General features: G+C 63.1%; 27 protein-coding genes and 5 pseudogenes. 23 read left to right on the plus strand and 9 right to left on the minus strand.

From position 1 onward, the window contains the following. Positions 1-99: 99 nt before the first annotated feature. Positions 100-900 carry a hypothetical protein gene (locus H9L15_RS05360; protein ID WP_187715436.1) on the plus strand — a complete coding sequence of 267 codons (801 nt, stop codon included), beginning with the start codon at positions 100-102 and terminating at the stop codon, positions 898-900. Between the two features lie 642 nt (positions 901-1,542). Continuing rightward, a complete protein-coding gene (locus H9L15_RS05365; RefSeq protein ID WP_187715437.1) occupies positions 1,543-2,283 on the plus strand; it encodes a hypothetical protein in 741 nt (246 codons plus the stop codon). Between the two features lie 53 nt (positions 2,284-2,336). Here the strand turns inward: H9L15_RS05365 and H9L15_RS05370 are convergent, their stop codons facing one another. Then, positions 2,337-2,765 carry a hypothetical protein gene (locus H9L15_RS05370; RefSeq protein ID WP_187715438.1) on the minus strand — a complete coding sequence of 143 codons (429 nt, stop codon included), beginning with the start codon at positions 2,763-2,765 and terminating at the stop codon, positions 2,337-2,339. Between the two features lie 475 nt (positions 2,766-3,240). Between H9L15_RS05370 and H9L15_RS05375 the strand changes: the two genes are divergently transcribed. The 4 genes from H9L15_RS05375 (at position 3,241) to H9L15_RS18640 (ending at position 5,685) form a co-directional block, all read left to right on the plus strand. Beyond that, entirely contained in the window at positions 3,241-3,753 is a 513-nt protein-coding gene (locus H9L15_RS05375) for a hypothetical protein (RefSeq protein ID WP_187715439.1), read from the plus strand. 354 nt (positions 3,754-4,107) lie between these two features. Next, the gene (locus H9L15_RS05380; RefSeq protein WP_187715440.1) at positions 4,108-4,326 is read left to right on the plus strand and encodes a hypothetical protein; all 219 of its coding nucleotides are present in this window, start codon (positions 4,108-4,110) and stop codon (positions 4,324-4,326) included. Between the two features lie 586 nt (positions 4,327-4,912). Further along, complete coding sequence (locus H9L15_RS05385) at positions 4,913-5,506, plus strand: tyrosine-type recombinase/integrase (protein WP_187715441.1); 594 nt, start codon at positions 4,913-4,915, stop codon at positions 5,504-5,506. Positions 5,507-5,562: 56 nt separating this feature from the next. Then, complete coding sequence (locus H9L15_RS18640; protein WP_262984924.1) at positions 5,563-5,685, plus strand: hypothetical protein; 123 nt, start codon at positions 5,563-5,565, stop codon at positions 5,683-5,685. A gap of 190 nt (positions 5,686-5,875) precedes the next feature. Here H9L15_RS18640 and H9L15_RS05390 read toward each other — a convergent pair whose 3' ends face one another. Beyond that, a complete protein-coding gene (locus H9L15_RS05390) occupies positions 5,876-6,142 on the minus strand; it encodes a hypothetical protein (protein ID WP_187715442.1) in 267 nt (88 codons plus the stop codon). A 252-nt stretch (positions 6,143-6,394) separates the two neighbouring features. Here H9L15_RS05390 and H9L15_RS05395 point away from each other — a divergent pair. The 4 genes and pseudogenes from H9L15_RS05395 (at position 6,395) to H9L15_RS05410 (ending at position 12,554) form a co-directional block, all read left to right on the plus strand. Further along, positions 6,395-9,938: pseudogene (locus H9L15_RS05395) on the plus strand (hydantoinase B/oxoprolinase family protein). Next, complete coding sequence (locus tag H9L15_RS05400; protein ID WP_187715443.1) at positions 9,935-10,606, plus strand: DUF969 domain-containing protein; 672 nt, start codon at positions 9,935-9,937, stop codon at positions 10,604-10,606. The pseudogene H9L15_RS05395 and the gene H9L15_RS05400 overlap by 4 nt, the downstream one beginning before the upstream one ends. Next, positions 10,603-11,556 carry a DUF979 domain-containing protein gene (locus H9L15_RS05405; protein ID WP_187715444.1) on the plus strand — a complete coding sequence of 318 codons (954 nt, stop codon included), beginning with the start codon at positions 10,603-10,605 and terminating at the stop codon, positions 11,554-11,556. Before H9L15_RS05400 ends, H9L15_RS05405 begins: the two co-directional genes overlap by 4 nt. Further along, complete coding sequence (locus H9L15_RS05410; RefSeq protein WP_187715445.1) at positions 11,553-12,554, plus strand: DUF2891 domain-containing protein; 1,002 nt, start codon at positions 11,553-11,555, stop codon at positions 12,552-12,554. Before H9L15_RS05405 ends, H9L15_RS05410 begins: the two co-directional genes overlap by 4 nt. On the opposite strand, the gene paaD is transcribed toward H9L15_RS05410, so the two are convergent. From paaD to hppD, 3 genes and pseudogenes are all read right to left on the minus strand, one after another. After that, on the minus strand, positions 12,541-13,002 hold the full coding sequence (paaD, locus tag H9L15_RS05415; protein WP_223276532.1) for a 1,2-phenylacetyl-CoA epoxidase subunit PaaD: 462 nt from the start codon (positions 13,000-13,002) through the stop codon (positions 12,541-12,543). The genes H9L15_RS05410 and paaD overlap by 14 nt on opposite strands. Positions 13,003-13,011: 9 nt before the next feature. After that, positions 13,012-14,214 carry a 3-oxoadipyl-CoA thiolase gene (gene pcaF / locus H9L15_RS05420; RefSeq protein ID WP_187715446.1) on the minus strand — a complete coding sequence of 401 codons (1,203 nt, stop codon included), beginning with the start codon at positions 14,212-14,214 and terminating at the stop codon, positions 13,012-13,014. 87 nt (positions 14,215-14,301) lie between these two features. Then, a pseudogene (hppD, locus tag H9L15_RS05425) lies at positions 14,302-15,386 on the minus strand (4-hydroxyphenylpyruvate dioxygenase). Positions 15,387-15,464: 78 nt separating this feature from the next. Between hppD and H9L15_RS05430 the strand changes: the two are divergent. Together H9L15_RS05430 and H9L15_RS05435 are read left to right on the plus strand one after the other, a co-directional pair. Continuing rightward, positions 15,465-15,728 carry a 4a-hydroxytetrahydrobiopterin dehydratase gene (locus H9L15_RS05430; protein WP_187715447.1) on the plus strand — a complete coding sequence of 88 codons (264 nt, stop codon included), beginning with the start codon at positions 15,465-15,467 and terminating at the stop codon, positions 15,726-15,728. Then, complete coding sequence (locus H9L15_RS05435; protein WP_187715448.1) at positions 15,728-16,213, plus strand: hypothetical protein; 486 nt, start codon at positions 15,728-15,730, stop codon at positions 16,211-16,213. Before H9L15_RS05430 ends, H9L15_RS05435 begins: the two co-directional genes overlap by 1 nt. A 3-nt stretch (positions 16,214-16,216) precedes the next feature. Here the strand turns inward: H9L15_RS05435 and H9L15_RS05440 are convergent, their stop codons facing one another. Then, positions 16,217-17,221, minus strand: coding sequence for an acyltransferase family protein (locus H9L15_RS05440; protein WP_187715449.1), 1,005 nt, complete (start codon positions 17,219-17,221; stop codon positions 16,217-16,219). A gap of 92 nt (positions 17,222-17,313) precedes the next feature. After that, positions 17,314-18,288: an MBL fold metallo-hydrolase gene (locus H9L15_RS05445; protein WP_187715450.1), complete on the minus strand. Its 975-nt coding sequence runs from the start codon at positions 18,286-18,288 to the stop codon at positions 17,314-17,316. Between the two features lie 327 nt (positions 18,289-18,615). Here H9L15_RS05445 and H9L15_RS05450 point away from each other — a divergent pair, with 327 nt between their 5' ends. The 3 genes from H9L15_RS05450 (at position 18,616) to H9L15_RS05460 (ending at position 20,190) form a co-directional block, all read left to right on the plus strand. Next, positions 18,616-19,392 carry a phenylalanine 4-monooxygenase gene (locus H9L15_RS05450; RefSeq protein ID WP_187715451.1) on the plus strand — a complete coding sequence of 259 codons (777 nt, stop codon included), beginning with the start codon at positions 18,616-18,618 and terminating at the stop codon, positions 19,390-19,392. 100 nt (positions 19,393-19,492) lie between these two features. Continuing rightward, the gene (locus tag H9L15_RS05455; RefSeq protein ID WP_187715452.1) at positions 19,493-19,738 is read left to right on the plus strand and encodes a hypothetical protein; all 246 of its coding nucleotides are present in this window, start codon (positions 19,493-19,495) and stop codon (positions 19,736-19,738) included. Then, positions 19,678-20,190, plus strand: a complete 513-nt coding sequence (locus H9L15_RS05460; RefSeq protein ID WP_187715800.1) for a VIT1/CCC1 transporter family protein — start codon at positions 19,678-19,680, stop codon at positions 20,188-20,190. Before H9L15_RS05455 ends, H9L15_RS05460 begins: the two co-directional genes overlap by 61 nt. A gap of 14 nt (positions 20,191-20,204) precedes the next feature. Here the strand turns inward: H9L15_RS05460 and H9L15_RS05465 are convergent, their stop codons facing one another. Beyond that, on the minus strand, positions 20,205-20,429 hold the full coding sequence (locus H9L15_RS05465; protein ID WP_187715453.1) for a hypothetical protein: 225 nt from the start codon (positions 20,427-20,429) through the stop codon (positions 20,205-20,207). Between the two features lie 103 nt (positions 20,430-20,532). Between H9L15_RS05465 and H9L15_RS05470 the strand changes: the two genes are divergently transcribed. After that, positions 20,533-21,048, plus strand: coding sequence for a flavin reductase family protein (locus H9L15_RS05470; RefSeq protein ID WP_223276533.1), 516 nt, complete (start codon positions 20,533-20,535; stop codon positions 21,046-21,048). Here the strand turns inward: H9L15_RS05470 and H9L15_RS05475 are convergent. Beyond that, positions 21,045-22,000 (minus strand): annotated as a pseudogene (locus H9L15_RS05475) (DUF808 domain-containing protein). The gene H9L15_RS05470 and the pseudogene H9L15_RS05475 sit on opposite strands and share 4 nt — an antisense overlap. A 113-nt stretch (positions 22,001-22,113) precedes the next feature. Here H9L15_RS05475 and H9L15_RS17130 point away from each other — a divergent pair. From H9L15_RS17130 to H9L15_RS20195, 7 genes and pseudogenes are all read left to right on the plus strand, one after another. Further along, on the plus strand, positions 22,114-22,635 hold the full coding sequence (locus H9L15_RS17130) for a serine--tRNA ligase (RefSeq protein WP_223276534.1): 522 nt from the start codon (positions 22,114-22,116) through the stop codon (positions 22,633-22,635). Positions 22,636-22,694: 59 nt separating this feature from the next. Beyond that, positions 22,695-23,425 (plus strand): annotated as a pseudogene (locus tag H9L15_RS20190) (aminoacyl--tRNA ligase-related protein). Positions 23,426-23,435: 10 nt separating this feature from the next. Then, the gene (locus H9L15_RS05485; RefSeq protein WP_187715455.1) at positions 23,436-24,065 is read left to right on the plus strand and encodes an alpha/beta fold hydrolase; all 630 of its coding nucleotides are present in this window, start codon (positions 23,436-23,438) and stop codon (positions 24,063-24,065) included. A gap of 49 nt (positions 24,066-24,114) precedes the next feature. Continuing rightward, the gene (locus H9L15_RS17145) at positions 24,115-24,423 is read left to right on the plus strand and encodes a lipase family protein (protein ID WP_223276537.1); all 309 of its coding nucleotides are present in this window, start codon (positions 24,115-24,117) and stop codon (positions 24,421-24,423) included. Continuing rightward, positions 24,366-24,914 carry an alpha/beta fold hydrolase gene (locus tag H9L15_RS05490; protein WP_262984925.1) on the plus strand — a complete coding sequence of 183 codons (549 nt, stop codon included), beginning with the start codon at positions 24,366-24,368 and terminating at the stop codon, positions 24,912-24,914. Before H9L15_RS17145 ends, H9L15_RS05490 begins: the two co-directional genes overlap by 58 nt. A gap of 280 nt (positions 24,915-25,194) precedes the next feature. Continuing rightward, the gene (locus H9L15_RS05495) at positions 25,195-25,695 is read left to right on the plus strand and encodes an ImuA family protein (protein ID WP_187715457.1); all 501 of its coding nucleotides are present in this window, start codon (positions 25,195-25,197) and stop codon (positions 25,693-25,695) included. Next, positions 25,619-26,008 (plus strand): annotated as a pseudogene (locus tag H9L15_RS20195) (Y-family DNA polymerase); the annotation flags it as partial. The gene H9L15_RS05495 and the pseudogene H9L15_RS20195, both read left to right, overlap by 77 nt. Between the last annotated feature and the right edge of the window lie 726 nt (positions 26,009-26,734).

Below are 26,734 nucleotides of genomic sequence, written 5' to 3' on the forward strand. Positions count from 1 at the left end.
TGTTTCAACAGTCAGGAGACAGCCGATCCGGCCGTCATTCTCTAGCCTTTCAAAACTTGCGAATGGCCTCAGGCCAGAGCGCGAGTGTCAGGGGTCTAAGTGCCTCGTTTCGCTGATGCATCCTCTCAGGAAGCCGTCATTTCGAGAGCAATACGCGCGGGCGCATGCGCGTTATCTGCCAAACCCAGCGAGGTCTTTGAAAAACAATCAAGAAATCAAGCTAACTGGTCAGCCCCACCGGCTGGCACGGTCGTTGCAATTTACAGTACTGATACAGGTGCGCTGCATGGTTTAGCCCGGCCGCAGCGGAAGAGGCGCCGCTCCACCGCTCTACGGTCGAAGGATTGTGAGAACCTGCTCCTCGCTGGCGAGCACGCAATTTCCATCGGCAAGCCATTGAACCGGATGTTGACTGTTCACTTCGACGCGGCCGGCATCTCCGACCCGGTGAAAGCAACGGGCCAGCTGCTGAAGCTCATGGGCGACTGGCTCCGCTGTTATAACACCGCGATAACAGCGGTATGGGTGCGTGAAGCAGGAGGGTCGAAAGGCGAGCACGTACACATTCTGCTCAGCGTCCCACCGCCTATTGTACGATCATTTGCGAGGATGCAGCGCGGCTGGTTCAAGAAGATCGGGGCTGCTTGGAGGCAAGGAGTCTACAAGAGCCGCCCGATCGGCGGCAGCCATACGTTGGCCTTCAACTATTCAAGCAAGAGCCTGTATCAACAGGCGCTAACAGGCGCGTTGCACTACCTCCTGAAGGGAGCAGACGAACGGGCAAGGTCAGCACATTGCATCAGCAAACGCGCTGACGGCGGCGAACTTAGGGGCAAGCGTTGCTCCACTACGGAGAACATCGGTCGCACCGCACGCTTACGCGCTGACTCACTAAAATAGTGAGGAATAGAGGGACGGGGGTGTCCAGATCTCTGCACCCGTCAAAGCGGAGAGCGGCGCAAGTCCGGTGCTCAAACGCTAAACCAGTTTTTTCTGGGTGTTGTTGGAAGCCTCTGCGCGCGGGCGCACGCGCGAGGCATAAAATCTCCAGTTAGCGTTTAAGCCGCGTTCTTCGGCCGCTCTCCGCTCAAAGGTCTTTAGGGATTTGGGCACCCCCCATCCCCTCAAGAGCTAGTGGCAGCTTTCGACCCATTGTGGACATTAGATTCGTCGGTCAGAACCCCGACATGGCGGGCGGCGGATTGGATACTTTAGGACGTTGGCATTGGGGAGCCGTCTGTCTCGGCGTGGGCTTCGTTGCGTTCTGGAGCGGGGGCTTCTTGCTGGTCTGCTTAGTCGCCATTGCTCTCCTTACTTACGCAGCCCTCTTTGCCACCGTCGCTACGGCGCTAGGGTCGAGGCGTTCTTCGACGGCAGCTGACGGCGATATTGCGTCACCTTTGCTCACGCGGTTCGGCACGAACTTTCGTAAGGCGCTGGTAGACGGACCGATCTTTGTGCTGAGCTACTGTTGACGGCGGTTTTCGACCCATTCCTGCCGTTAGATCACCATTCCTGCTACGCCAGCATGGGGGAAGATTCATGCGTTTGAGTGTCTTGGCGACGGCAATGCTTGTCCTGGCTTCAGGACCAGTCGATGCGCGCCGCGCCGCGCCGCATACCGCTCGTTGGATTGTGCCAGCAAATCCTTCGCCGCCCTCAAGCTTGGCTCTCGTAAAAGGCGGGCATTTTCGACTGGGGAGAATCATTCCCGCCAAACTGTATGAACTTCAGCGCGATGCTTTGGTGGCGAACAGAGACGTTCTTACCATTCCTGCCGGCACCCTAATGATCAAGTTAGAGGACCAGCCCCGCACTGCGTGCGAGCTTAAGTCACGTCGGGGGAGTGCCTATTCCTGTATTACGGACGCAGACGGGGATGGCAGGTTTGAAACCTACTTCTTGACCCAGGTTTTCAACGAGATTTTTTTAGGGTCGATTGGTGACGACTTTGCGGTTTTCCCTCTCGCTGGCTCCGTGGAGATCACCGAGATCGACGCCCAATCCAGAACACCGGATATAGGGCTGGAACTGAAGGTCGAGCGCCTATCTAAAGGTGTAGTGAAATACCGCATTTGCCTGCGCCCTTCTTGGGAGGGAAAATACTACAAACAGGCTCCTTGCTCGAAGGAGCCGGTGCAGGCCGAGTTGGATGACTCGGGCAGAGTGTCGATCCAAGGGCAAAGAGTTCGGCTTATCCCTGCCGAGGGCAAGCCTTCTTCCGTCATAGTTGAGTCAAGTCCGAGCGATTTCGAGTTTTCTACGAGCTTTTCTCTCTTCTAGTAATCGTTCCCTAGTGTCCGCTTTCGACCCATTGCGGTCACTAGCTACGGCCCTCATCGGTCGAGAGCCCAACCATTGACAACCACTTCACCGAGGCCTGGCTGGCCGTCGACTTTCAAAAACTTCGACGTTCGCGCGCACCACCCATCTCCGTCGATGTCTGTCTCATTTGCCAAGCAACGGCTTGCTTCGTATTTACAGTTTGCGGCGGCCCGGTCAGTTGCACGGCAGGTGGCATTGCGGACCCTGACGCGAGATTCTGCATTCAACTCATCGGGGTCGGCGTAAGCGCCCACAACCGTCAAATCAGCGAGTAGTTGATGGCCGCTTTCGATCTGTGCGATGGTTCGCGTCGAGGGAATTGCAAGATCTGCTATTCGAGCTGCGCATGCGGTCAATGAGAGAAAAATAGTAAAGCCGAGATCGCGTTGCATCGAAATTGCATAACGCTTTCGCCTCTCGCCGGGAATGACCGCTTTCACCGATTCCGGCACAATATACTTTTTGCGAAATACCTAATTGCGACCTCTCAATGGCGTCGCCACCCGTCGGCTGTGCGAACAAACCGTTGGTCGCGTCGACTGAATTGTTTGGTCAGTCCTTTGAGCGTCACTTCATAGCTACATATCGTGTCGGTTGAATTAGTGGCACTACAGCTGAGCTTGCCAATAGCCGACGGCCGGGTGACCGATATGGTTGTCATCCCTTCCAGGAAGGCAGCAGACGCGTCCGCGTCCCAATCGGATTGTTCGATGGATAGAATGTCGCCCGGTGTGGGGTGAGACATTGTCGTGGCGCATCCCGCCAGGGTCGCAACCAAAATCAATAAAGACTGGTGCTTCATACGGTCACAATAGCGCAAACCGACGTTTCCGCTAATGACCGCTTTCCACCCAAACCCGCCGCGACAGTTTTCGACCCATTGCGGACATTAGAGGGGTCGGTCACAAACGCGCCATGAAGACGGTCGCGATAGCCTTGTTAGTAGCAGGCGCGGCAGCGGTTGCCGGACTTGCGGCGAGTGTTGGTGGCCGCACTGTGCATCGCGACGTTGCCGGTCATCGCTTCGAAGTTCCTAAGGATCAACTCTTCGACGAAACGATCCCTTGGCTGCCGAAGGCCGAGAGTGAATCTTTTGTCTTCCTGCTGCACCCGAACCATGATCCTGATCACATCCCGGACCACAGATTCCTCGTTCAGCCTCTAACCCGCAATTGTCCGGGCGATGCCTCGCAGATGCTGCGGATCGCATGCCGCTTGGAGAAAACCGAGGTTGGCGATGGCCCACCTTACGAAATGCGACAAAGTGAAAGCGACCCGTGGGCATCCGATCTTTATTCGGTCCGTCGCATGCCCGATGGAACCGCCGACCAAAGCCGCCAGATAGCCTACTGTCAGCGGTTTGAACCCAACCCGGCGAAGCCGAAGGTCACCACGCTATGCACGACGTTCTGGCCTACAAGGGAATGATGTTGCAGTTCTCTTTTGACGAGGAAGAGCTGCCCAAAATGATTGCGATGAAGCGCGACGCAATGCGATTGCTGGACAGTTGGGAAGTCAAATAAGCACTGCCGCGAAGTTGTCGCCGTAAGGTCAGCTTTCCACCCATTGCGGTCATTAGATTGCGAACTAAGGTTGGCCTTGTTGTCAGGAGGCCATGTGACCCGCAGGATCTTAGCCGCCGCGCTCGTGTGCTGCGTTTCGCTTTCGAACGTAGCAAGTGCCGGTGTGCCGGGCGGCTCGGCAAACACATGTGCGGCTTGGAACGGTAGATACAGCGGAGAGATACCCGAACAACAAAGCGCATTCGACCACTCACAACAGGTGACTGTAGTTGTCGAGGGTCGCACTGCTTATGTCGCTATTGGTGAAACGGCGGGCGACTTCGACGCGTCGGGAGACAATCTTCGTTGCACGAGCAACCGCGTAACTGGCACGCTCGACACCGGTGCCGGTGGAACAGGCAAGGTTTCCGTCTCGCTAAAGCGCAAAGCCGGAGCAGTATATTTGCGGCTATTTGCCTACAATGACGGGACGGATTGAAGAACCAAGCGGCATACTTGCCGTCTGAAGAGTTTGAGATCGCTTTAAAACGGACGCGCTAAACGCATCTAATGGCCGCTTTCCACCCAAACTTGCCGCGACAGTTTCCGACCCATTGCAGACATTCGGGACGAGGTTAGCATTCAGTGGATGAACCAAGGCCGGGTGATAACGCTGGCAGTACTATTGGCCGCGGGTGTGCTACCATCGACGGCTCCGGCGGGCGCGGCCCCCGTAACCTCAGAAAAGGTCGCCTGCGACGTGGCCAAAGCCCGCGTGGCTGCAAGAGGGCATTTCCCAGTGTCGGCAATAGCGTTTTGTGACTTCATCACCTCGGAGGAGCAGTCAAAAGACCTTTACGTCCTCGGTTTGCATGGCAAAAGGGACGACTGTGGAGATGACGTATGCGGCAGCACTCTCATGGGTTGGTTTGCCGTTGAGAAGTCAACCGGTCTCGTATTCGAATGGGACTTCACCGATTTTCCGGGCAAGTTAGGAGCGGCCGTTACGACCCATCACTAACGTCCGCTTTCCACCCATTCCCGCCGCTAGCCGTTGAACATCGCTCCTAACCAGGGAGCGAACCATGAACCGACCGCCGCAAGTCATTGTGGGAGCCAAGCTGCCACTCCGGCCGATGCACGTTTGGGCGATCCGCGTTCGATTGCAGATTGCGAACCGGCTGAGAGACCTGGCGCTGTTCGACATCGCCGTGGACAGCAAGCTTCGCGGCTGCGACGTAGTCTCCCTGAGGCTGCTGGACATCATCGCGGCCGGCGCGATCCGCAGTCGCGCAATCGTCATTCAGCAGAAGACGGGTCGGCCAGTCCAATTCGAGATCACCGAGCAAACCCGTCGCTCATTAATCGAGTGGCTGAAGGTCAGGCGCGGCGATCCAGATGGCTGGGTCTTTCCCAGCCGGATGGACCAAAGCAATCATCTATCAACTCGGCAGTACTTCCGGCTCGTTAAAGGCTGGGTCGCTCTCATCGGGCTGGAGCCGGCCGCCTATGGGATGCACAGCCTTAGGCGAACCAAGGTGGCGATGCTCTATCGCAAGACCGGCAACCTCAGAGCCTGCCAGCTGCTACTCGGGCATACGAAGCTGGAGAGCACAGTTCGCTACTTGGGCGTCGAGCTCGACGACGCGCTGGCGCTCTCGGAAGCGTTGGAAATCTGAAGCTAAGCCTTCGGCCCACCTAGCCAGATGTTCCCCATTTGTACCAAGTAGCCCGAATGCGACTCGACGATCCTTTAGACAACGGCGGCCGGGGCTGGCGACGATTGGAGCCCGAAGAGGTCGCGGCCCTGGCCTACCTCGCGATCCGCCTGATCCGCAGGGCGTACGGAACGACCTAGCAGGTCGCGACGCCTCGAAGGCCGACGAAGCTGCCAGGAGGCTCGCTGAGGCCGTTTCCGAGCGCTTGAGGGCGTATCCGACGTTTGGCCCGCAAGGCCCGTTGGCGGCCATTCTGCGGGCTGTGGCTCAAGAGATGCCGATCGGTCCTAGCGGCAAGTTTGGGTGGAAAGCTGCCACTGCCAATGGCTGTCAGCGGCCACTCTCTTTGACGGAAATGATCGAAGGGTCACGCCCCTCGCGCTTGGCCACACGGACATTTCGAAAACGCCTAGCAGCGAGTCCCAGCCAAAAGACGCCTCCGGCGGCAAGAAAGAGACTTCCAGCGGTACTGCCGAGCCCAAACGGGGCATAGCGACCCTCTACGAAAACGCCGTAGGCGGACCAAAACATCGTGGCCGAAAGGAAAAGCAATGCCCAAGGATAAAGGCCGAGCTTGTCAGTGTAGATGGTCTTCATCCAGCGAGCGAGCCTCTGGCGGTCTTTCTTGCATCATGCCCTCGACGTCGAATGTCCGCAATGGGTCGAAAGCTGCCACTAGAGAGGGCATAGGAGCGCTGCGCGACAGCCTAAGGTGGGGACGAATGTTGGGACGATTTGGTGTCCCAGCTATTTTATTGTGTTATTTTAATTCGATGGGGATTTTGTTGTGCGGACTCCCGCTCCGCCATCTTCCCTTTCACCATCGTCCGGCATCTGCTTGAAGGCCGCGTGGCCGGCGTTTGGAACTTCGCGATCGATCGGGGCGGGACGTTTACCGACGTGATCGCCTGGGACGCCGAAGGCCGCGTCCGGACCGAAAAGCTGCTGTCCGAAAATCCCGGCCAGTATGACGACGCCGCGATCGAGGGGATCGAGCGCATCCTTCGTTCGGAAGGCGGCGTGCTCGGCGAAGTCCGCATGGGCACGACTGTCGCCACCAACGCTTTGCTGGAGCGCAAGGGCGCGCGCGTTGCGCTCGCGATCACCCGCGGCTTCGGGACGCCTTGCGCATCGGGTACCAGGCGCGGCCCGAGATCTTCGCCAGGCACATCGTTCTGCCGGAACAGCCTTACGAGGCATCGGTCGAAATCATCGAGCGCGTCGGCGCGGACGGCGAAATCGTCACTCCGCTCGATGAACAGGCGGCCCGGGCAACGCTGGAGCCCGTGCGGGAACGCGGCATCGACGCGCTGGCCATCGTGCTGATGCACGGCTGGAAGTTCCCGGAACACGAGCGTCGGGTGGCGGAGATTGCGCGGGAGCTTGGCTTCACGCAAATCTCGGTCAGCCATGAGGTCGCACCCCTGATCAAGCTGGTCGGGCGTGGCGATACGACGGTGGTCGATGCCTATCTGTCGCCGATCCTGCGCCGCTATGTCGACCGCGTTTCGGGTGGGCTTCCGGACGGCACCAAGCTGCAGTTCATGCAGTCGAACGGCGGACTCACCGACGCCGGAGCCTTTCGTGGCAAGGATGCGATCCTCTCCGGCCCCGCCGGCGGGGTTGTCGGCATGGTCGCGGCGTCGGGCGAGGAACGGCTGATCGGGTTCGACATGGGCGGGACGTCGACCGACGTCTCTCACTACGCCGGCCGCTTCGAACTTGCCGACGAGAGCACGGTCGCCGGAGTCCGCATCCGCGCCCGATGATGCAAGTCCACACGGTCGCGGCGGGCGGCGGCTCGATCTGCCGCTTCGATGGAATGCGCTTCCGGGTCGGTCCTGAGTCTGCCGGCGCGAAGCCGGGACCGGCCTGCTACCGGGACGGCGGGCCGCTGACGGTGACCGACTGCAACCTTGTCCTTGGACGGATTGTGCCCGAGGAGTTTCCATCAGTGTTCGGGTCGTGCGGCGACGAGCCGCTCGATCCGGCCGCATCGGAAGCACGGCTGCGAGAGGTTGCGGACGCTGTCGAGGGATCGCTCGGGCACCGCATGGAACTGTCCGACATTGCGGAGGGATTCCTGCGGATCGCCATCGACAACATGGCCAATGCGATCCGCAATATCTCAGTCGCGCGGGCCATGACGTCACCCGCTACACCCTCGTCAGCTTTGGCGGGGCGGGTGGCCAGCACGCCTGCCGGGTCGCGGACTCGCTCGGGATCGAGCGGATCCTCGTTCACCCGCTGGCGAGCTTGCTCTCGGCGTACGGGATCGGCCTCGCTGACGTGAAAGCCATCCGAGAAGCCGGCATCGTCAGGCCGTTGAGCGCAGACTTCTCGGGCCCGCTGGATGCTCTCGAGCGTGCAGCGACCGAAGCGCTCATCGAGCAGGGCGTAGACGCCAGCCGCATCGATCTGAATCGGCGCGCACGACTTCGGTTGGCGGGCAGCGATACGACGCTGGAAATTGAGCTCGGACCATTGGCTCAAATGCGCGCGGCTTTCACCGATTTGCACCGCCAGCGCTTCGGTTATGTCGACGACAAGGGTGAAATCATCCTCGATGCGCTGATCGTCGAGGCGGTCGGCAAATCCACCCGGACCGAGGAGGGGACCAGCGAAGCTGGTGGAGGGGCAGTCGAGCCAGGGTCAGAAACCTCTCGATCAATCCTCGCGACTGCCATCTCCTCACTTCGGGAGGTATTGCGCGGTCCGGCTCTCATCACTGACGCCACCTCGACGACGGTCGTCGAACCCGGCTGGAGCGCCACCCGCCGCGACGACGGCACGCTCGTCCTGACACGCTCCGTCCCGCGAACCGCGCCCACGCGATCGGGACGACTGCGGACCCGGTGATGCTGGAGATTTTCAACAACCTGTTCATGGCGATTGCCGAGGAAATGGGCGTGGCGTTGCAGTCGACTGCATCGTCCGTGAACATCAAGGAGCGGCTCGATTTCTCCTGCGCGATCTTCGACGCGGAGGGCGCGCTGATCGCCAATGCGCCCCACATCCCGGTCCACCTCGGGTCGATGGGCGAGAGCATCCGGACGATCATCGATACTCGCGGGTCCGGTCGCGACGGGCGTGGCATTCGTCGCGGTGATGCTTATGTGCTGAACGACCCCTATCGCGGCGGAACGCACCTGCCGGACATCACGGTGATCGTGCCAGTGTTCTACGGCGAAGAAGCCGAACCGTCGGCGTTCGTGGCGGCGCGTGGACACCATGCGGACATCGGCGGAATCGCGCCGGGATCGATGCCGCCGGACAGCCGCACGATCGATGAAGAAGGCGTGCTCATCGACAATGTCCTGCTCGTCGACGAAGGCCGTTTCCTCGAAGCGGAAATCCGCGAGTTGCTTGCGACGGGCGAATGGCCGGCGCGAAACGTCGACCGCAATATCTCCGATCTCAAGGCGCAGCTTGCCGCATGCGTTCGCGGTGCAGAGGTCCTGGTGGCCACCGCGCGCGACTACGGTCCGGAGGTCATCGGCGCCTACATGCACCATGTGCTCGCCAATGCCGAGGAATCGGTACGGCGCCTGCTGGACCGCCTCGACGACGGGGCGTTCGAGTATGAGATGGACAACGGCGCCCGCGTCGCGGTGAAGATCTGCATCGACAAGGCGACGCGATCCGCGACGTTCGATTTCACCGGCACCAGCGATCAGCTGCCGGACAATTTCAACGCACCGTTCTCGATTGTCCGCGCGGCATCGCTTTACGTCCTGCGTACTCTGATCGACGATCCGATCCCGATGAACGACGGCTGCCTTCGCCCGATCAAGCTGGTCGTTCCGGACGGTTGCATGCTCTCGCCGCGCTATCCGGCTGCGGTTGTCGCCGGAAACGTCGAGACCAGCCAAGTGGTCACCGACACCTTATTCGCCGCGACCGGACGCCTCGCCCGAGCCAGGGGACGATGAACAACTTCACCTTCGGCAACGCGCGCCACCAATATTACGAGACGATCGCCGGCGGGTCGGGCGCTGGCCCGGATCACGATGGCACGAGCGCCGTGCAGACCCACATGACAAACAGTCGGCTGACCGATCCTGAGGTGCTGGAGACGAGACTGCCGGTACGGTTGGAGCGGTTCGCGATCCGGCGTGGCTCAGGCGGCGAGGGTCGGCACCATGGCGGCGATGGCGTGATCCGCGACCTACGTTTCCTTGAACCGATGCGCGCCAACATGCTCGCCAACCGCCGCCGCGTTGTCCCAAAGGGATTGGCGGGCGGAGGCGATGCCCTGCCCGGCCGCAACTGGGTCGAACGCGTTGACGGCAGCATCGAGGAACTGACCGCGACCGACGCGGCGGAGATGCAAATCGGCGACCGCTTCGTCATCGAGACTCCGGGCGGCGGTGGGTTTGGAGCGAGCGAATGAACTACTGGCCGCTGCTCGGCATCCTGCTGGTTGTGCTCGGCTTCGCGCTGCGGCTGAACCCGATGCTGGTGGTGACTGGGTCGGCGATCGTCACCGGCCTGCTCGGCGGCATGGACCTGGTGAAGGTCATCGAGACCTTCGGAAAGGCCTTCAACGACAACCGCATCATCGCGATCGTCTGGATCGTGCTGCCGGTCATCGGATTGCTCGAGCGCTACGGACTGCAGCAGCAGGCCGCGCGAGTTATCCGAAGTATCAAAGCGGCGACCGTCGGACGATTGCTGCTGCTCTACATGGTCGTTCGCCAGGCAACCGCCGCGATGGGACTGACGACGGTTGCCGGGCAGGCACAAACCGTGCGCCCGCTCGTCGCTCCGATGGCGCTCGCGGCAGCCGAAGAGCAGCATGGCGAGATCGACGAGCCGACCGCCGAGAAGGTGAAGGCCTATTCCGCTGCGACGGACAATATCGGCCTGTTCTTCGGCGAAGACATCTTCATCGCCATCGGCTCGATCGTGCTGATCCAGCAGACGCTGGCGACCTACGGTTACAATCTGTCGCCTCTCCACCTGGCGCTGTGGGCGATCCCAAGTGCGATCGCGGCATTCCTGATCCACGGCACGCGCCTGATGCTGCTCGACCGCAAGCTGAAGCGGGGCGGCAAGTGATTACGCTGCACTGGCTCTACGTGCTGGCCGGAGCGATGTTCGCCGCCTTCGCGCTGCTGAGCGCGTTCGACCGCGCGAACCCGAAGCGGCTTGGCAACGCCGCCTTCTGGGGACTGATGGCGCTGAGCCTCATCGGCGGCGATTACCTTGGCGACTTCGGCAATGGCCTGCTGGTGCTTGGTCTCGCCGGGCTGGCCGGTTTCGGCTTCCTTGGTCGAAGCCATCCGCCGACCACGAGCGATGAAGAGCGTGCCGCCTTCTCCGTCAAGCTGGGCAACACGCTGTTCCTGCCGGCGCTTATCATACCCGCAACGGCGCTGATCGGGACGCTCGTCTACAACTACACGGCGGTCGGCCATCTCGGCTGGATTGAGGCCAAGCGGGAGACCTACGTGTTCCTATGCCTCGGCGCCCTGTTTGCGCTGGGCACGATCTACATCTGGCTGCGACCGCCCGCCGTCGCGCCGCTGCAGGAAGGCCGCCGCCTGATCGACGCGATCGGCTGGGCCGCCGTCCTTCCGCAAATGCTCGCCGCGCTCGGAGTGCTGTTCGCTGGAGCGGGCGTAGGCACGATCATCGGCGACATCACCGGCATGGTCATTCCGGAGGGCAACATCTTCGCGACCGTGCTAGTCTTCGCCCTCGGGATGGTGCTGTTCACAATGATCATGGGCAATGCCTTCGCGGCATTCCCGGTGATGGCGGCGGCAATCGGCGTGCCGCTGCTGATCAAGGCGTACGGAGGCGATCCCGCGGTGGTTGGAGCCGTCGGCATGCTCGCGGGTTTCTGTGGAACGTTGATGACCCCGATGGCGGCCAACTTCAATCTCGTGCCCGCGGCGCTGCTGGAGCTGAAGGACCAGTACGGCGTCGTGAAGGCGCAGATCGCGACGGCGCTGCCTCTTCTCGCCGTGAACATCCTGATCCTGTATTTCGCGGCCTTCCGATGAGCCGGTTCTGCCTCGATTCGGACACCGCCGCGCGTTTCGCCAGAATCGCGCTCGGTCACGTGCGGCAGGAATTTCCGCACAAGCTCGATCATGTGCTTGGGTCGGACGAAGATGCTCAGCCGCCGCATGTTCTCCACCCGATCTTCTTCGGAAGCTTCGACTGGCATAGTTCCGTGCACGGCTGGTGGACGCTGCTGACGCTCCGGCGGCTGTTCCCGGACACGGATGAAGCGCGGGCGATCGAGAAGCTGGCCGACCAGAGCTTCACGGCCGAGAAAGTAGGAACCGAGCTTGCCTATCTGAAGCGTCCGCTCAGCCGCGGGTTCGAGCGGCCCTATGGATGGGCGTGGCTGCTGCAGCTTCATCTCGAAGCATCGCGGCATTCGGAAAGCTGGGCGCCGGAACTGGAACCGCTCGCCCGCGCTTTCGCCGACCGGCTAAGCGAGCATCTTCCGGCGCTGACCTATCCGATCCGTGTCGGCACCCACTTCAATACGGCGTTCGCGCTGGTCCTCTCGCTCGAATGGGCGGAGCAGTTCGACGAGGATCTCGCCGCAGCGATCCGCGAGCGGGCAAAGCACTGGTTCGAGAACGACCGCGACTGTCAGGCCTGGGAGCCGGGCGGCGACGAGTTCCTGTCGCCAGCGCTGATCGAGGCACTTTGCATGTCCCGTATCCTGCCCGAGCCGGAGTTCGTGACTTGGTTCGGAGGGTTCCTGCCCAAGCTCGACCTCGGTCAGCCCGCGACGCTGTTCAGTCCGGCTGTCGTGAGCGATCGCAGCGACGGGAAGATCGCCCACCTCGACGGCCTTAACCTCAGCCGCGCGTGGTGCTGGACGAGCTTGGCGCCGCTCTTACCGGCCGAGGAAGCGCAGCTCGCTTACGACACGGCGGAAGCGCACCTCGAAGCGGCGATGTCGCATGTGGCGGGCGACTATATGGGTGAGCATTGGCTGGCGAGCTTCGCGCTGCTGGCGCTGCTTGCTAATGACACTTGAAGCGGTCGAAGGGCTCCAGACAAGCATTGCAGCGCCACTGGGACTTGCAGGGGGTTGAACCGAAGCGGCTGACCTCGTGCGTGTCGGTCGATCCGCATTGCGGGCATTGCGCTAGCGCCTCCGGATGCGGCGGATCGATGCCGTAGGCGCGTAGCTGCTCGCGGCCGCGCTCACTGATCCAGTCGGTCGTCCACGGCGGGAAGAGGACGCGTTCAACGTGGACCTCACCGAAGCCGGCCGCGTCTAGCGCTTCGCGGACCGAACGCTCAATGGCGATGGTCGCCGGGCAGCCGGTGTAAGTCGGTGTGATCTGCACTCGCGGAGGGTTTGAGGCGAAGCCGCGTACGATGCCGAGGTCGGTGATCGAAACCACCGGAATCTCCGGGTCCATAACATGATCGAGGACGGCCATGACCGCCGCCTCGTCCAGCACAGCGACGTCGTTCATGCCGGGATATTACACCCGTTCGATGGCTAGCGCGATGCCCTGCCCGACGCCGATGCACATGGTCGCGAGGCCTAGCTTTCCGCCGCTGCGCTGAAGCTCCTCGGTCGCGGTGAGCGCGAGGCGCGCGCCGGACATTCCGAGCGGATGGCCGAGAGCGATGGCGCCGCCGTTCGGATTCACGCGGGAATCGTCGTCGGCAATGCCGAGCTGACGAAGGACGGCGAGGCCCTGAGCCGCGAATGCCTCGTTGAGTTCAATCACGTCGAAGTCGCTAACCTTGATGCCGAGACGCTTCGCCAGCTTCTCGGTGGCCGGCGCCGGACCGATACCCATGATGCGCGGCGGAACGCCGGCGACTGCGCCGCCGAGAATGCGGGCGCGGGGCGTCAGGCCGTTCCGCCTTGCCGCCTCTTCCGAAGCGATGATGAGCGCAGCCGCGCCATCGTTGACGCCGGAAGCATTGCCCGCCGTCACCGTGCCGTCCGGGCGAACGATCGGCTTCAGCTTGCCGAGCGCTTCGAGCGTGGTTGCGCGGGGATGCTCGTCGCGGTCGACGATGACCGGATCGCCCTTACGCTGCGGGATTTCGACGCCGACAATTTCGGCAGCGAGGCGGCCGTTAGCCTGCGCGGCGGCGGCCTTTTCCTGGCTGCGGAGCGCAAAGGCGTCCTGGTCTTCGCGGCTGATCTGGAAGTCCTGCGCGACGTTCTCGCCGGTGCTCGGCATGGTGTCATCGCCGTAGGCTGACTTCATCTTCGGATTGACGAACCGCCAGCCGATCGTGGTGTCGTACATCTCCGCATTGCGGTCGAAGGCGCTGGTCGCCTTGGCCATGACGAAAGGCGCGCGGCTCATACTCTCGCTTCCGCCCGCGATGATCAAATCGCCCTCGCCGCTTCGGATCGCCCGCGCCGCCATTGCTACAGCGTCGAGGCCGGAGCCGCACAAGCGGTTGAGCGTCACGCCGCCCGAGCTGTCCGGCAGCCCGGCGAGCAGCCCCGCCATTCGCGCAAGGTTGCGATTGTCCTCGCCCGCCTGGTTGGCGCAGCCGTAGATCACGTCGTCCAGCTCGCCCCAATCGACGCCCGGATTGCGGTCGATCAGCGCCTTGATCGGGATCGCGGCGAGGTCGTCAGCGCGAACGGACGAAAGGGCTCCCGCATAGCGCCCGATCGGCGTGCGGATGGCGTCGCAAATGAAAGCCTCGGTCATTCTATCTCCTCGTCATCGCGAGGAGAGCAGCGACGTGGCGATCCAGCTGGATTGCTTCGCTTTGCTCGCAATGACGGCAATTCTTGATCAGATTACCCCGCGGCGCATCTGATCGAGTTCGATGCTCTCGAACAGCGCCTTGAAGTTGCCCTCGCCGAAGCCCTCGTTGCCCTTGCGCTGGATGATCTCGAAGAAGATCGGCCCGATCACGTTCTGGGTGAAGATCTGCAGCAGCAGGCCCTGACCTTCGGTCGGCGCGCCATCCATCAGGATTCGGCGCTTCTCCAGCTCCGCGACATTCTCGTCATGGCCCTGGATGCGCTCGGGAAGCATCTCGTAATAGGTGTCGGGCGTGTCCTGGAACGGAATGCCGCGGCCGCGGATGATGTCGACGCTCTGGTAGATGTCGGTCGTCCCCAGCGCGATGTGCTGGATGCCCTCGCCCTTATACTCGCGGAGGAATTCCTCGATCTGGCTCTTGTCGTCCTGGCTCTCGTTCAGCGGGATGCGAATCTTGCCGCAGGGGCTGGTCATTGCCTTCGAGAACAGGCCGGTCACCTTCCCTTCGATGTCGAAGTAGCGGATCTCGCGGAAGTTGAAGAGCCGCTCATAGAAGTCGGCCAGGTCGCCATGTTGCCGCGGTTCACGTTGTGCGTGAGGTGGTCGATATAAGTGAGCTTGGAGTCCGCGTCGGCCATCCGCTGCTGCCAGTCGGGATGGAAATCGAAGTCGACCTCGTAGATCGACTGGTCGCCGTAGCGGTCGACGAAAAACAGGCGCGATCCGCCAATGCCCTCGATCGCCGGAATGTCGAGCTCTCCGTCGCCGCTCTTTACCTCGACATTCTTGGCGCCGAGCTTGAGCGCGCGCGCATGCGCGGCGTTGGCATCCTTGACCCGGAAAGCCATGGCGCAGGCGCTCGGCCCGTGCGCCCTGGCATATTCCTCGGCGTAGCTGCCCGGTTCGGCATTGATGACGAAATTGCAGTCGCCCTGCTTGTGCAGCGTGACGTTCTTGCTCTTGTGCCGGGCCACTTCGGGGAAGCCCATCCTGGTGAAAAGCGAGCGCAAAAGCTCAATGTCGGGCGCGGTATATTCGACGAACTCGAAGCCGTCGGTGCCCATCGGGTTTTCGAGGCCCAGCGGACCCTTTTCCGCGACTTGCGTAGCCATTGGATTCTCCTTTGCGGCCCAACTGCTCCCCCGGCCGTTCCATTGCAAGGTTCGGCCGGCGCGGCGTACGCTCGGCCGATGAGCAGCGAAGCGCCAGACGGCTGGACATATGAGGATGGCGGCAAGGCCATCGTCCGCACTTTTAAGTTCAAGGATTTCAGCGAGGCGTTCGGCTTCCTAAGCCGCGTCGCGCTGCTCGCGGAAAAAGTCGATCATCACCCGGAATTCACCAGCGTCTGGAACCGCGTCGACTTCCGACTGACCAGTCACGACGCGGGCGGGGTGACGGAGCGCGACATCAAGCTAGCTCTGAAGATCAATGCACTTGCGGGGGAATCATGATGCGAATGATCATTGCCGGGCTTCTGACGCTGTTTGCCACACCGGCCCTGGCCGGCGTCCATCCGCCGGAGGTCGAGAAGCAGCTGGCGTTCATTGTAGGCGACTGGACGATCAAGGGCCTGGAAGCGAACTACCGCGACCATTGCTCGTGGTTTGACGCGAACAGCTTCGTCGTCTGCGACACCACCGACCAGCGCAAGGCCAATCACCACAGCATCGCCGTCCTCGGCTGGTCGGCCGCCGACAATCGCTACACCTACCAGCAGTATGACGACTCCGGCCGGGGCCGCACCGAGCCCTGCTACGCCAACGATCGGAAGGGCCTTACCTGCCTCGGCCAGGCAACGACCAAGGACGGACTGGTGCAAACGCGCAGCTACATCTGGCCCACCGAGACCGGCCTTGGCATCCGGCAGGAGAAATCGGTCAACGCCGGTCCTTGGACCGATGTCGGAGAGGTCGCCTACATCCGGCGCGGGAAGTAGCGCCTAACGCAAATCGAGATCGGCCTGTGCCGGGTGCAAGGGCCGGGCCTTGATCCAGTTCGAGACGCGGTGTCCGATGCGGGCGCACGGCTTTTCGATCAGGAAGTAGGACGCCGCAACGACGACCGGCAGCAGCATGATCGGCGGCGGGCCGAGGGGGTAGACGTCAGTCCACGTCAGGAACAGCTGCTGCCAAAGGTAGAGGCTGTAGGAGCATAGGCCGACCGCGTTGAGGGGCGTGCTCTCCAATACCCGCCGGATCAGCGGCAATTCGCGCGACGCGAACAGGATGTACGGCACCGCGAGCGGAGTCAGGACCTGGAGCCGGGGCGCCTCGAGCGGCGGCAGGAACACGGCCGCGGCCGCGACGAGCCAGGCCCAATACGATGCATGCTTGGCGATCCACGCCTTCACATCATCGTTGCAGGCGTAGAGCGCACCGGCCGCGATGCAGGCAAAGGCCAGCCAGTTGCTGTGATCGTGGGCCGGCAGAAGCAGATAGGCCGTCAACAGCACGGCGATCAGCCCCACGAGAAATCCGGTCCGTCGAGGGAGAATCGTCAGAAGCAGGGGCCAGGCGAGGTAGAATTGCTCCTCGACCGCCAGCGACCAGGTGTGGGCCACCCACCATTCACAGTCGGTCAGGCCCGTATTGCAGGTGAACAAGGCCGAATTGGCGATCGTCGACGGATTGAACGTGATGACGCCGAGCCGGCGGAGCAAGAGCAGCCCGATGAAATAGGCAAACAAGGGCGGCAGGATGCGAAAGGCGCGCCGGGCATAGAACGCCGGGATGCTGATTCCTCCGCGCGCTTCTTCTTTCAGCAGCAGTGTCGTGATGATGTAGCCGCTGATGACGAAGAAAATCTGCACCCCGATCTCGGCGAGCGGCTGGGCAAGCCGCGGGATCGGCGGCGGCGTGCCGAAATGATAGCCGAGCGCGTGCGACGCGACGACGCAGAGGACGGCGACGCCCCGATACCCGTCGATCAGACGATCACGCTGCAAGCGATGCCCCCCGGAAACCCATCATCAGGATACGCAGGTTCAGCAGGGTGTCCAATGACGATGAACGAGCCAATTCCCTGAAAGGGACGGTCCTATTTATGAAAGGAGCGGACGGCGCGGGCCGGGGTGACGTGGGGAACGACGATCTTCCCGGCGCGCTTGAGCGCCTTGGTCATCGATGTGAAGACGAATCCCGCGACGGCCTGGCTGCCCAGCACTTCGCGTGACGGCCCGGGCTGAAGGTCGTCGAGCGGATGCCGTGCGAGCATCTGCTTCCGGGTCAGGCCCTGGTCGATCAGGAGGGCGATGCGCTTCCGAACCTCTCGCATCCGGTCGAGGCTTTTCTGCACGTCGGCCTTCCTGGCGAGCGGGCCGTGACCCGGCACGATGAGCGTGTTGTCGTCGGCAAGCTTGAGGAGAAGTTCCTCGGCGGCGATGTAGCCGTCGATGTCGCTGTTCTCCATGTAGGGGAAGGTGCCGTTCACGAAGATGTCGCCGGTGTGAATGACGTTGGCGCGGGGAAAGACCGTGATGGTATCGCCTTCGGTATGGGCGGGCGGCGTATGGATCAGACGCACTTGCTCCCCGTCGAAACGCAAGGTCAGCGCATTTTCAAAGGTGACCTGCGGCGCATCGCCGCGGCGGCGCGAGTGCCAGGAGGAGGCTTCGGCGAGGTAATTCCAGATGCTTCCGTGCCCGATGATGATCGCGCCATCGTCGAACAACTGCGAGTTGGCGCAGGCGTGGTCGAAATGGCCGTGGGAATCGACAACCAGGCGGACGCGTGGGTCCTTCAGATCGGGAAGCGCGGCGCGTTCCTTGCCCACCATTTCGGGATGCCCGGGATCGACGAGAAGGACTCCGTCGTCGCCGACGAGAGCGGTCGTGTTACCTTGAACCAGGTCGGTCCCGTAGGCGCTCAGCATATAGACATTGTTACGCAGCGGGGTCGCCCGGACGTGAGCGCGCCAGAACATCAGGTTGCGGTCGACGCAGACCCCGTGGCGGGGCATCAAATATAATGTGCCGAGCGCGCCGAAGGCCGCAACGGCAAGCGCCGCGAGCATGACTCGCCTTCGCTTCAATATCATGACGCCACCCCTCACACCCGGGGCGGAACATAAGTCTAAGCCGTTAAGAAGGCTACACGGGGGGCGTGCGCGCAATGAGCCCGCTTGCGGTAGGAGGAGGAGTTGTTGACGCCAGCGCTTGGCCATTGCCCGTTCATCCGGGACGTGAGATACGAGCAGCATGAATCGCCTGACGATCAGCGCTGTCTATTATTACCCCGACGAGGTTGGGATCGGCTGACGCGCGCCTAGTTCAGACGACCAACCTCGACCCGCTCGGCAATCGCCCGGCGGGTTTTTTATTGCCCTTCGAAAGGAACGAGCATGCTTCAGGAGACGATCAGCGAGGACCAGCCAGCGAAGCACTGGCAGGACTATGTCGTTCCGCAATGCTGGGAGGCATTCACCAACGACGATCACGCGGTGTGGGACCTGCTGTTCGCGCGACAGGTCGAGCTGCTCGGGTCGCGGGTGGTGTCGCCGTTCCTCGACGGGATCGACTTGCTCCGGCTGTCGCATCCGGGCGTTCCCGACGTCGAGGGCCTGAACGCGATCCTGACCCCACGAACCGGGTGGCGGGTGGTGGCGGTGCCGGGGCTGGTTCCGGACGACATCTTCTTCGCCATGCTGGCGGAGCGCGTGTTCCCGGTCGGCAATTTCATCCGGACGCGGGCGCAGCTCGACTATCTCGAAGCGCCAGACTGTTTCCACGACATGTTCGGGCACATCCCGATGCTTGCGCATCACGACTTCGCCGAGATGGCCGAGCACATGGGGCGGCTGGGCACGATTGCCTGTGCTGCGGGCCACGGCGAGCGGGCGGCGCGGCTGTACTGGCACACGGTCGAGTTCGGGCTGGCCCGTGAGAACGGTGAGCTGAAGATCCTCGGCGCCGGGCTCGCTTCCAGCTTCGGCGAAGCGCATTTCAGCTTGGAGAGTGACGAGGTCGAGCGCTTGCCCTTCTCGATCGAGCGAGCGGTGCGCACGGCGTACAAGCACGACGCCTTCCAGCCGCGCTACCTCGTCTCGCAATCGCTTGATGAAACCGTCGCCGACGTGCTGGCGATGGATCAAGAGCGATTGGTGTCCGATGAAGGCTGACCGAACTCCCTGAGCAGGCGGGATATCGGGACTTGTTCGGACTGACTCGGGCGCGACTTCGTGGTGAGCAGTCACGACCAGCCGGCACAAGGGAAGAGCGTTGGCGCGAAAAACCCTGCTTAGCGAGCTTCGCGACTATTTCCAGGAACGGAGCTCGCGGCGCGCCTGGGCGCTCGCCGCGCAGGACGGGATCATTGCCACTGCCAGCATCCTGCTCGGCTTTGCCGGGGCCGGCGCGGGGACAGGACCCTTCTGCTGGCCGCGAGTGCCGCAACGGTCGCCGGAATGCTCAGCGCCGGCGGAGCGGCATGGTCGCAGGCGGCGGCGGAACGGGAAGCGGAACTGAGCGCAATCCGGGAGGAGAAGGCGGGCTTCGATGAGGATGAAGGCGTCGATACCGTCGATATCGCAGATTATTACGAAAAGAAGGGGCTGAGCCGCGACCTGGCGGAACGGGTCGCCGCCCAGCTCATGGTTCGCTCGCCGTTGAAGGCGGCGCTGGAGACCGAACACGGAATCCTGGTACTCACATCGCGGGCGGAGGTGATGTTCACCGGCATCGGATGCTCGCTGGCTTTTGCGTTCGGCGCCAGCATTCCGTTCGCGCTGACCTTCCTGCTTCCGGTCAGCATCGAGACTTGGGTGATCGTTCTCTCGGTGCTCGTCTCGCTGACATTGATTTCGATCGCCGGGGCGCGGGCGGGATACATGGACGTTCGCAATACGGTGGTTCGAACGCTGACGGTCGGCCTGATCACGGTCAGCGCCACGTATTTGCTGGGAGAGGTGGCCTTCTAGAGATCGCGAAGGGATCAGCTGCTGGCGAGGGAGCGCCGCTGCCACCTGCGCAGCGCAACGATGGTCCAGACAATCTCGATCACGCCGAATGGCCAGGCGCCCTGGAGGAAGCCGTAGATGGACCCGAGCGCCGATCCGAAGGCAAAGCCCAGGATCCACCCGGTCGCGCGATCTTCCAGCGCGTAGCAGACCAGAGTGAACGAGACCGCGGCAAAGCCGAACCAGGTGAGTGCGTCCATGCCAGTGCTCCCCGCGCCGCCGTGGACCCAATTCTGCGATTTGCCAATTCACCTGTTCCTATCATGTGGCGCACCGGGACGGGGCTGGTATAGCCGCCATTCGATGGCCGACGACGAAGTGCTCCGCGAATATCGTACCGGGTCCGACCCGCGCACCTTGCGCGACGCCCTCGGCTGCTTCGCGACAGGCGTGACGGTCGTCACCTGTTTTGACGAGAACGGGGGCCCGGTCGGCTTCACTGCCAACAGCTTCACCTCGGTGTCGCTCGATCCGCCGCTGCTGCTGGTCAATGTGCACAAGCACGCCGCCTGTGCCGCTGGCCTCACGAATGCCCAGCACTTCGCGGTCAACGTGCTCCAGACCGGTCAGCAGCCCGCCTCCATCCGCTTCTCGACGCGGCAGGAGGATCGGTTCGGAGCCAACGACTGGTCACGAGGCGAATTCGGGGCGCCCGTGCTCCAGGAATCGCTCGGCGTGTTCGAGTGCGAGCGGTATGCGGTCCATGACGGCGGCGATCACCACATCCTGGTCGGCCACGTGGTGAAGGCGAGCTTCAACCCCGAGCTCGACCCGCTGCTATACTTCCGCGGCCGGTACCGCCGCCTGCATTTCGACTAGTCGACGATCAGCTCTTCCGGGTGCTTCACGAAGCGCCTGACGGCGAGCACGATAATTCCGCCAACGATCAGGCCGGCAATGGCCGAACCCACCGCGTAGATGAACCATTCAAGCACCGGCCCCATGAGGCCGACCGCCTCGCCTGCACGCTCGGACCAGTCGTGAAGCGTATGCGGGACGACTTCGAGGATGTGCAGCTCCTCGAGGCCATGGAGGATGATGCCGCCGCCCACCCAGAGCATGGCCCCGGTGCCGATCAGCGACAGGGCGGTCAGCATTTTCGGGACGAAATGAACGAGCGCCTCACCGATTCGTCGGCTTGCGGGATTGCTCCGCTGCGCAAGATGCAGGCCGATATCGTCGAGCTTCACGATGAGCGCGACCAGCCCGTAGACGCCGCCGGTGATCGCCAGCGCAACGACGACAAGCGCGAAGGCCGTAGTGGCCAAGCTCAAATGATCGAGGCTGGCGAGCGCGATTGCCATGATTTCCGCCGACAGGATGAAATCGGTACGGATTGCGCCCTTCACCTGCATCGCCTCCAGATCGGCCGGATCGGCCATGGCATCGACCAGCTCCTCCTCGTGATGATGGTCGTGAAGGACGAGCTCGGCGATCTTCTCGGTCGCCTCGAACGCGAGATAGGAGCCGCCGATCATCAGCAACGGGACGATCAGGAAAGGCGCGAAGGCAGTCAGCAGCAGGGCCGCCGGGAGCAGGATCAGCAGCTTGTTGCGCAAGCTCCCGACCGCGATCTTGCCGATGATAGGCAGCTCGCGCTCTGGCGCCAGGCCGACCACGTAGCGGGGGTAACCGCCGTATCGTCGATGACGACACCGGCGGCCTTGGTGCTCGCCTTGCCCGCCGCGCCGGCCACGTCATCGAGCGAGGAAGCGGCGAGCTTGGCGATAGTGGCGACGTCGTCGAGAAGCGCAATCAAACCTGAAGGCATGTCTGCCGCTTACCCGTCATTGCGAGGAGCGCAAGCGACGAAGCAATCCAGTGACGCGAGGTGGATTGCTTCGCTCCGCTCGCAATGACGAAAAGGTTTCGCTAACGCCCCCCATGCTGGGACTGGATTTCATCAGGGCCAATCGCGAGGCGGTCGAGCGGGCGATCGAGGTCAAGAACGTCGACATTCGTGTCGGAGACCTCCTGACCCTCGATGGCGAAGTGCGCTCGCTGAAGACCGAGATCGAGGCGCTTCGGGCGGAGCGGAATGCGATCAGCGCCCGGTTCAAGGACGTTGCTCCCGAAGAACGGGCCGAGCTTGGTCGGCAGGCGAAGGACGCCGGCGCCCGCGCCAGCGAGCTGGAAAACGACCTGGCCGAGAAGCAGGGCGTGTTGACCGGCCTGCAGATGCGCCTTCCGAATATCCCGTGGGAAGGCGCGCCGATCGGGCCGGACGAGAGCTACAACACGGTCGTTCGAACGGAAGGCGCGGTTCCGGCGTTCGATTTCGAACCGCTCGACCATGTTGCCCTGATCGAGAAGAACGACTGGGCCGACCTGTTGCGGATCGTGCAGGTGTCGGGGTCGCGGCAATATTGCCTCAAGGGCGTCTGGCGTTGCTCGAGACCAAGCTGATGGGCTGGGCGCTAGACCGCATTGCCGAGGCCGGCTTCACACCAATTACGGTGCCGTCGATGGCGCGCGAGCAGGCGTTCCTCAATCAGGGTCAGTTCCCCGGTCACGTCGAGGAGACCTATGCGCTGCCGAACGATGATCTTTACCTCGCCGGCACCGCCGAGGTCGCGCTGACCTCACTTCACTCGGGCGAGATCATCGAGGCCGACAAGCTGCCGGTGCTCTACGCCGGCTATTCGCCCTGCTTCCGTCGTGAAGCGGGAAGCGCGGGCAAGGACGTTCGCGGGCTCCTGCGCGTTCACCAGTTCATCAAGGTGGAGCAATACGTCATCTGCGAAGCGGACGACGCCCAGTCGGCGTCTTGGCACGCGCGGTTGCTGGAGCTTGCCGAGAGCATGCTGCAGGCGCTGGAAATCCCTACCAGGTGATCGAAACGTCGACCGGCGACATGGGCCTTGGCAAGTTCCGCATGAACGACATCGAGAGCTGGGTGCCGAGCCTCGGCAAGTATCGCGAGACGCATAGCTGTTCGACCCTGCACGACTGGCAGGCCCGGCGCGCGAACATCCGCTACCGCGGCAGCGACGGGAAGGTGCGGTTCGCGCACACGCTCAACAATACGGCGCTGGCCAGCCCGCGGATCCTGGTGCCGCTGCTGGAGAACCACCAGACCGAGGACGGCCGCGTGAAATTGCCCAGGGCTTTGCAGGCCCTGCTCGGGGCGAGTTCCTCTGAGGTATCGCTTCGAAGGCGACGACCGGCCGCCTCCGGCATGGCGCCGATATCATGAAGCGGGATCCTTGTTCGCGCGATTCTGGCACGGTTTCGGACATCTGCGCCCGCGTGGACCCGTCGATGGGCCGCCAGCACTGGTCATTCCCGGCTTCATCGCCACCGACCGGACGACGCTGGCATTGCGCAAAGCTCTCGCCGAGGCGGGGTGGCGCGTTCATGGCTGGGAGCTTGGCTGGAATCGGGGCGCGCGCGCCGATACCATTCGCTGCCTGAAGTCGCGCCTCGACGCGATCTCCACGCAGCCGATTCTTCTCGTCGGCTGGAGCCTCGGCGGGGTTTTTGCCAGGGAGCTTGCACGTGAACATCCTGAGCGCGTGAGAGCGGTCGTGACCCTCGGATCCCCTTTCTCCGGCGATCCGCACCAGAACAACGTATGGCGCCTCTATGAGCGCGTGGCCGGGCACAAGGTGGACGCTCCGCCACTACCGCGGATCACCGAAAAGCCGCCGGTCCCGCATCTTGCGGTCTGGTCCCGCCGCGACGGAATCGTCGCTCCCCGCTCAGCCCGAGGCCTGGAGCACGAACGGGATGACGCCGTTGAGCTTCAGTGCACCCACATGGGCTTCGGTGTTTCGTCGCGGGCCGTTCGAGAGGTAGTACTGGAAATCGACAGGTTCCTGAAAAGTCACGAGTAATTCGCGGAAGTATATTGTTCCGGCAACGCAAGGACCTCATATTGATGGCATGAGTTGGCGAAAAGCTCCTGCGCCGATCGGGCCAGCGGCCGGCAACGAACTCGCTCATCCCGACGATCTTGCGCCGCCGGTCTGGCACCGCATGCGCGAGATGGCCTGGCGCTTGCCGCGTGTCCTGGCGGGTCTCGGTCCGCTCGGTCCGCGTGGACCGGAGGACGGGCCGCCAGCGCTGGTCATTCCGGGCTTCCTTGCCACGGACCGGACGACGATGGACCTTCGACGGGCCTTGGCGCGTGCCGGATGGCGGGTTCATCCGTGGCTTTTGGGGCTCAACACCGGGCCAAGAAAGACACGCTGAAGCTCCTCGAAAAACGCCTCAACGAGATCGGGAAAGGCAAGCCGGTGCTGGTCGTCGGCTGGAGCCTCGGCGGGATGTTCGCGCGCCAGCTTGCACATCGCTGCCCGAAGAAGGTGCGGGCGGTAGTGACGCTTGGCTCGCCGTTTTCCGGCAATCTCAAGACGAACACCAACGTTCGCGAATTTTACGAGCGGATCGCCGGCCACGACGTCAACGAGCCGCCGTTCCCGCACGTCCTGGACAAGCCGCCGGTGCCAACGCTGGCGCTGTGGTCACGGCGGGACGGGATCGTTGCGCCAAGCGCCGCGCGCGGGCTAGACCATGAGCGCGACAAGGCGGTGGAGATCGACAGCTATCACACCGGTTTTGCAGTGCATCGCCCGGTGCTGATGCAGATCGTCAACGAGATCCGGACGTTTCTTGCCGAGGCTGAAGGCTGGCCTCCCACTTTGCAGCCGCTGGTCGTCGCCGCGCCGTTTGCAAAGGCCTGATCCGCGCCGTTCGAGTCGCACGATTGACTCTTTCTCCTGACTCACGAGATAAAGAACAAAAGTAGAACATAGACGTTGCGAGTCGTGTGGTTGGAGGCCTTTCCCTGGTCGCCGGCGGCGGAAGCCGTGCGGCCGAAATTCACCAGCTCCCCAGCGGGCTGGGTGAACGCTGGCACTTGCCCGCGCCGCCCAGCCCCACCTTGTCGGAGCTTTTCGCAGGCTCGCCCGCGATGCCGGCTGGGCGGGGTTCCTGCTGGCGCAGGCGGACCGCGCCAAGCCCGTGCTGTGGGTGCAGGACCGGATGGCGATCATCGAAAGCGGGCGAATCTATCCGCCGGGATTGGGTGGCGGCGAACTCATCCATGTCGAGGCGCGGGACGCGAAACTCGCGCTCTGGGCGATGGAGGAGGGGCTAAGATGCTCCGGCCTGTCCGGAGTGATCGGCGAGCTGTGGGGCGATCCCGCGGCGCTAGACTTCACCGCGACGCGGCGGCTCGCGGTAGCGGCGGAACGATCGCGCGTCCCATGCTGGCTGGTGCGGCTGGCGGCGACGCCGAACCTCAGCGGGGCGCGGATGCGCTGGCGGATCGCGAGCATGCCGAGCATCGCCAATCCGTTCGATCCGCGCGCGTCCGGCTCCCCGGCATGGGAAGCGGAGCTGTTCCGCGCGCGCGGGCATCAGCCCGGCCGCTGGGGCGTGGCGCATGAGGCGGGTGCTTTCCATCTGGCTACCGCACCTGGCCGTGGAACGCTGGGCGAGGTCGAGCGACTTCGGGCCTGATGATCCGGTCGTCCTGACGGTCGAGGGCACTCACGGGCCGATCATTCATGCCGTGACGCGAGCGGCAGCCGAACGTGGGGCCCGGGCGGGATCGCGGCTGACCGATGCGCGGGCGATCGACCCGGTGCTGATCGCGGTTCCGGCCGATCCGGCTGGCGACGAGGTGTTGGTCGAGCGGCTGGCACGCTGGGCCGGGCGCTGGTCGCCTTTGGTCGAAGTCGATGGGCCGAGTGCGTTGCGGCTGGACGTCACCGGCGTCGCCCATCTTTTCGGCGGCGAGCGCAGGCTGGTGGCGGACGTGCAGACGCGGTTTGCGGTCGCCGGACTGTCGACACGGGTGGCGATGGCGCCGACGGCTGCGGCCGCCTGGGCGCTGGCGCATTACGGCGATGCCGCCGCGGTGATCTGCGGCAAGGACACGGGCGCGAAGCTCGCCGACTTGCCGGTCGCGGCGCTCAGATTGCCGCCGGAAGCGACGCGGACGCTGGAACGGCTGGGGCTGAAGACCGTCGGCACATTGGCCGGCATCGAGCGGCGTTCGCTGGCTCGCCGGTTTCGCGAGGCGGACAATCCGGTCGATGCGCTCGACCGTGCGCTTGGCCGCAAGCCGGAACCGCTGACCGCCGTTCCTTCTCACCGCCCGCCGCGAGCCTTGCTCAAGCTGGAAGAGCCGGCGACGCATCCGGAAGCGCCGAGTCAGGCGCTCGAACGGCTGATCCCCGATCTCGTCCAGCAGCTACAGCGGCGGCACCTCGGTGCGCGGCGGCTGAGTCTGATCGGTTTCCGTGTCGACGGAAGCATCGGTGTCGCCTCGGTCGCGACCTCGATCCCAAGCCGCGAACCGAAACATCTTCAGCGCCTGATCGCCGACAAGGCTGCGGCGCTCGATCCCGGGTTCGGCTTCGACGCCTTTGCACTGGAAGCGAGTTGGGCGGAGGCTTTGTCGTCGGCGCAGGACAGCCTTGTCGGTGAGCCTTCGAGCGAACGTGAGGTCGCCCGGCTGGTCGACCGGCTCAGCGTAAAGCTGGGGCCGGACAAG

It is taken from the genome of Sphingomonas daechungensis, from assembly GCF_014489495.1.
In the GTDB taxonomy this organism is placed as follows: Bacteria; Pseudomonadota; Alphaproteobacteria; order Sphingomonadales; family Sphingomonadaceae; genus Sphingomicrobium; species Sphingomicrobium daechungense.

Excerpts from the sequence above, each read along its gene's own strand:
- H9L15_RS05435 (WP_187715448.1), top strand. The coding sequence starts at position 15,728 with ATGCGAATGATCATTGCCGGGCTTCTGACGCTGTTTGCCACACCGGCC.
- H9L15_RS05430 (WP_187715447.1), top strand. The coding sequence starts at position 15,465 with ATGAGCAGCGAAGCGCCAGACGGCTGGACATATGAGGATGGCGGCAAG.
- H9L15_RS05375 (WP_187715439.1), top strand. The coding sequence starts at position 3,241 with ATGAAGACGGTCGCGATAGCCTTGTTAGTAGCAGGCGCGGCAGCGGTT.
- H9L15_RS05450 (WP_187715451.1), top strand. The coding sequence starts at position 18,616 with ATGCTTCAGGAGACGATCAGCGAGGACCAGCCAGCGAAGCACTGGCAG.
- H9L15_RS18640 (WP_262984924.1), top strand. The coding sequence starts at position 5,563 with ATGCGACTCGACGATCCTTTAGACAACGGCGGCCGGGGCTGGCGACGA.
- H9L15_RS05390 (WP_187715442.1), bottom strand. The coding sequence starts at position 6,142 with ATGAAGACCATCTACACTGACAAGCTCGGCCTTTATCCTTGGGCATTG.
- H9L15_RS05470 (WP_223276533.1), top strand. The coding sequence starts at position 20,533 with ATGGCCGACGACGAAGTGCTCCGCGAATATCGTACCGGGTCCGACCCG.
- H9L15_RS05445 (WP_187715450.1), bottom strand. The coding sequence starts at position 18,288 with ATGCTCGCGGCGCTTGCCGTTGCGGCCTTCGGCGCGCTCGGCACATTA.
- H9L15_RS05385 (WP_187715441.1), top strand. The coding sequence starts at position 4,913 with ATGAACCGACCGCCGCAAGTCATTGTGGGAGCCAAGCTGCCACTCCGG.
- H9L15_RS05410 (WP_187715445.1), top strand. The coding sequence starts at position 11,553 with ATGAGCCGGTTCTGCCTCGATTCGGACACCGCCGCGCGTTTCGCCAGA.
- H9L15_RS05490 (WP_262984925.1), top strand. The coding sequence starts at position 24,366 with ATGGCGGGTTCATCCGTGGCTTTTGGGGCTCAACACCGGGCCAAGAAA.
- pcaF (WP_187715446.1), bottom strand. The coding sequence starts at position 14,214 with ATGACCGAGGCTTTCATTTGCGACGCCATCCGCACGCCGATCGGGCGC.
- H9L15_RS05400 (WP_187715443.1), top strand. The coding sequence starts at position 9,935 with ATGAACTACTGGCCGCTGCTCGGCATCCTGCTGGTTGTGCTCGGCTTC.
- H9L15_RS05365 (WP_187715437.1), top strand. The coding sequence starts at position 1,543 with ATGCGTTTGAGTGTCTTGGCGACGGCAATGCTTGTCCTGGCTTCAGGA.
- H9L15_RS05460 (WP_187715800.1), top strand. The coding sequence starts at position 19,678 with ATGCTCAGCGCCGGCGGAGCGGCATGGTCGCAGGCGGCGGCGGAACGG.
- paaD (WP_223276532.1), bottom strand. The coding sequence starts at position 13,002 with ATGAACGACGTCGCTGTGCTGGACGAGGCGGCGGTCATGGCCGTCCTC.
- H9L15_RS17130 (WP_223276534.1), top strand. The coding sequence starts at position 22,114 with ATGCTGGGACTGGATTTCATCAGGGCCAATCGCGAGGCGGTCGAGCGG.
- H9L15_RS05465 (WP_187715453.1), bottom strand. The coding sequence starts at position 20,429 with ATGGACGCACTCACCTGGTTCGGCTTTGCCGCGGTCTCGTTCACTCTG.
- H9L15_RS17145 (WP_223276537.1), top strand. The coding sequence starts at position 24,115 with ATGAGTTGGCGAAAAGCTCCTGCGCCGATCGGGCCAGCGGCCGGCAAC.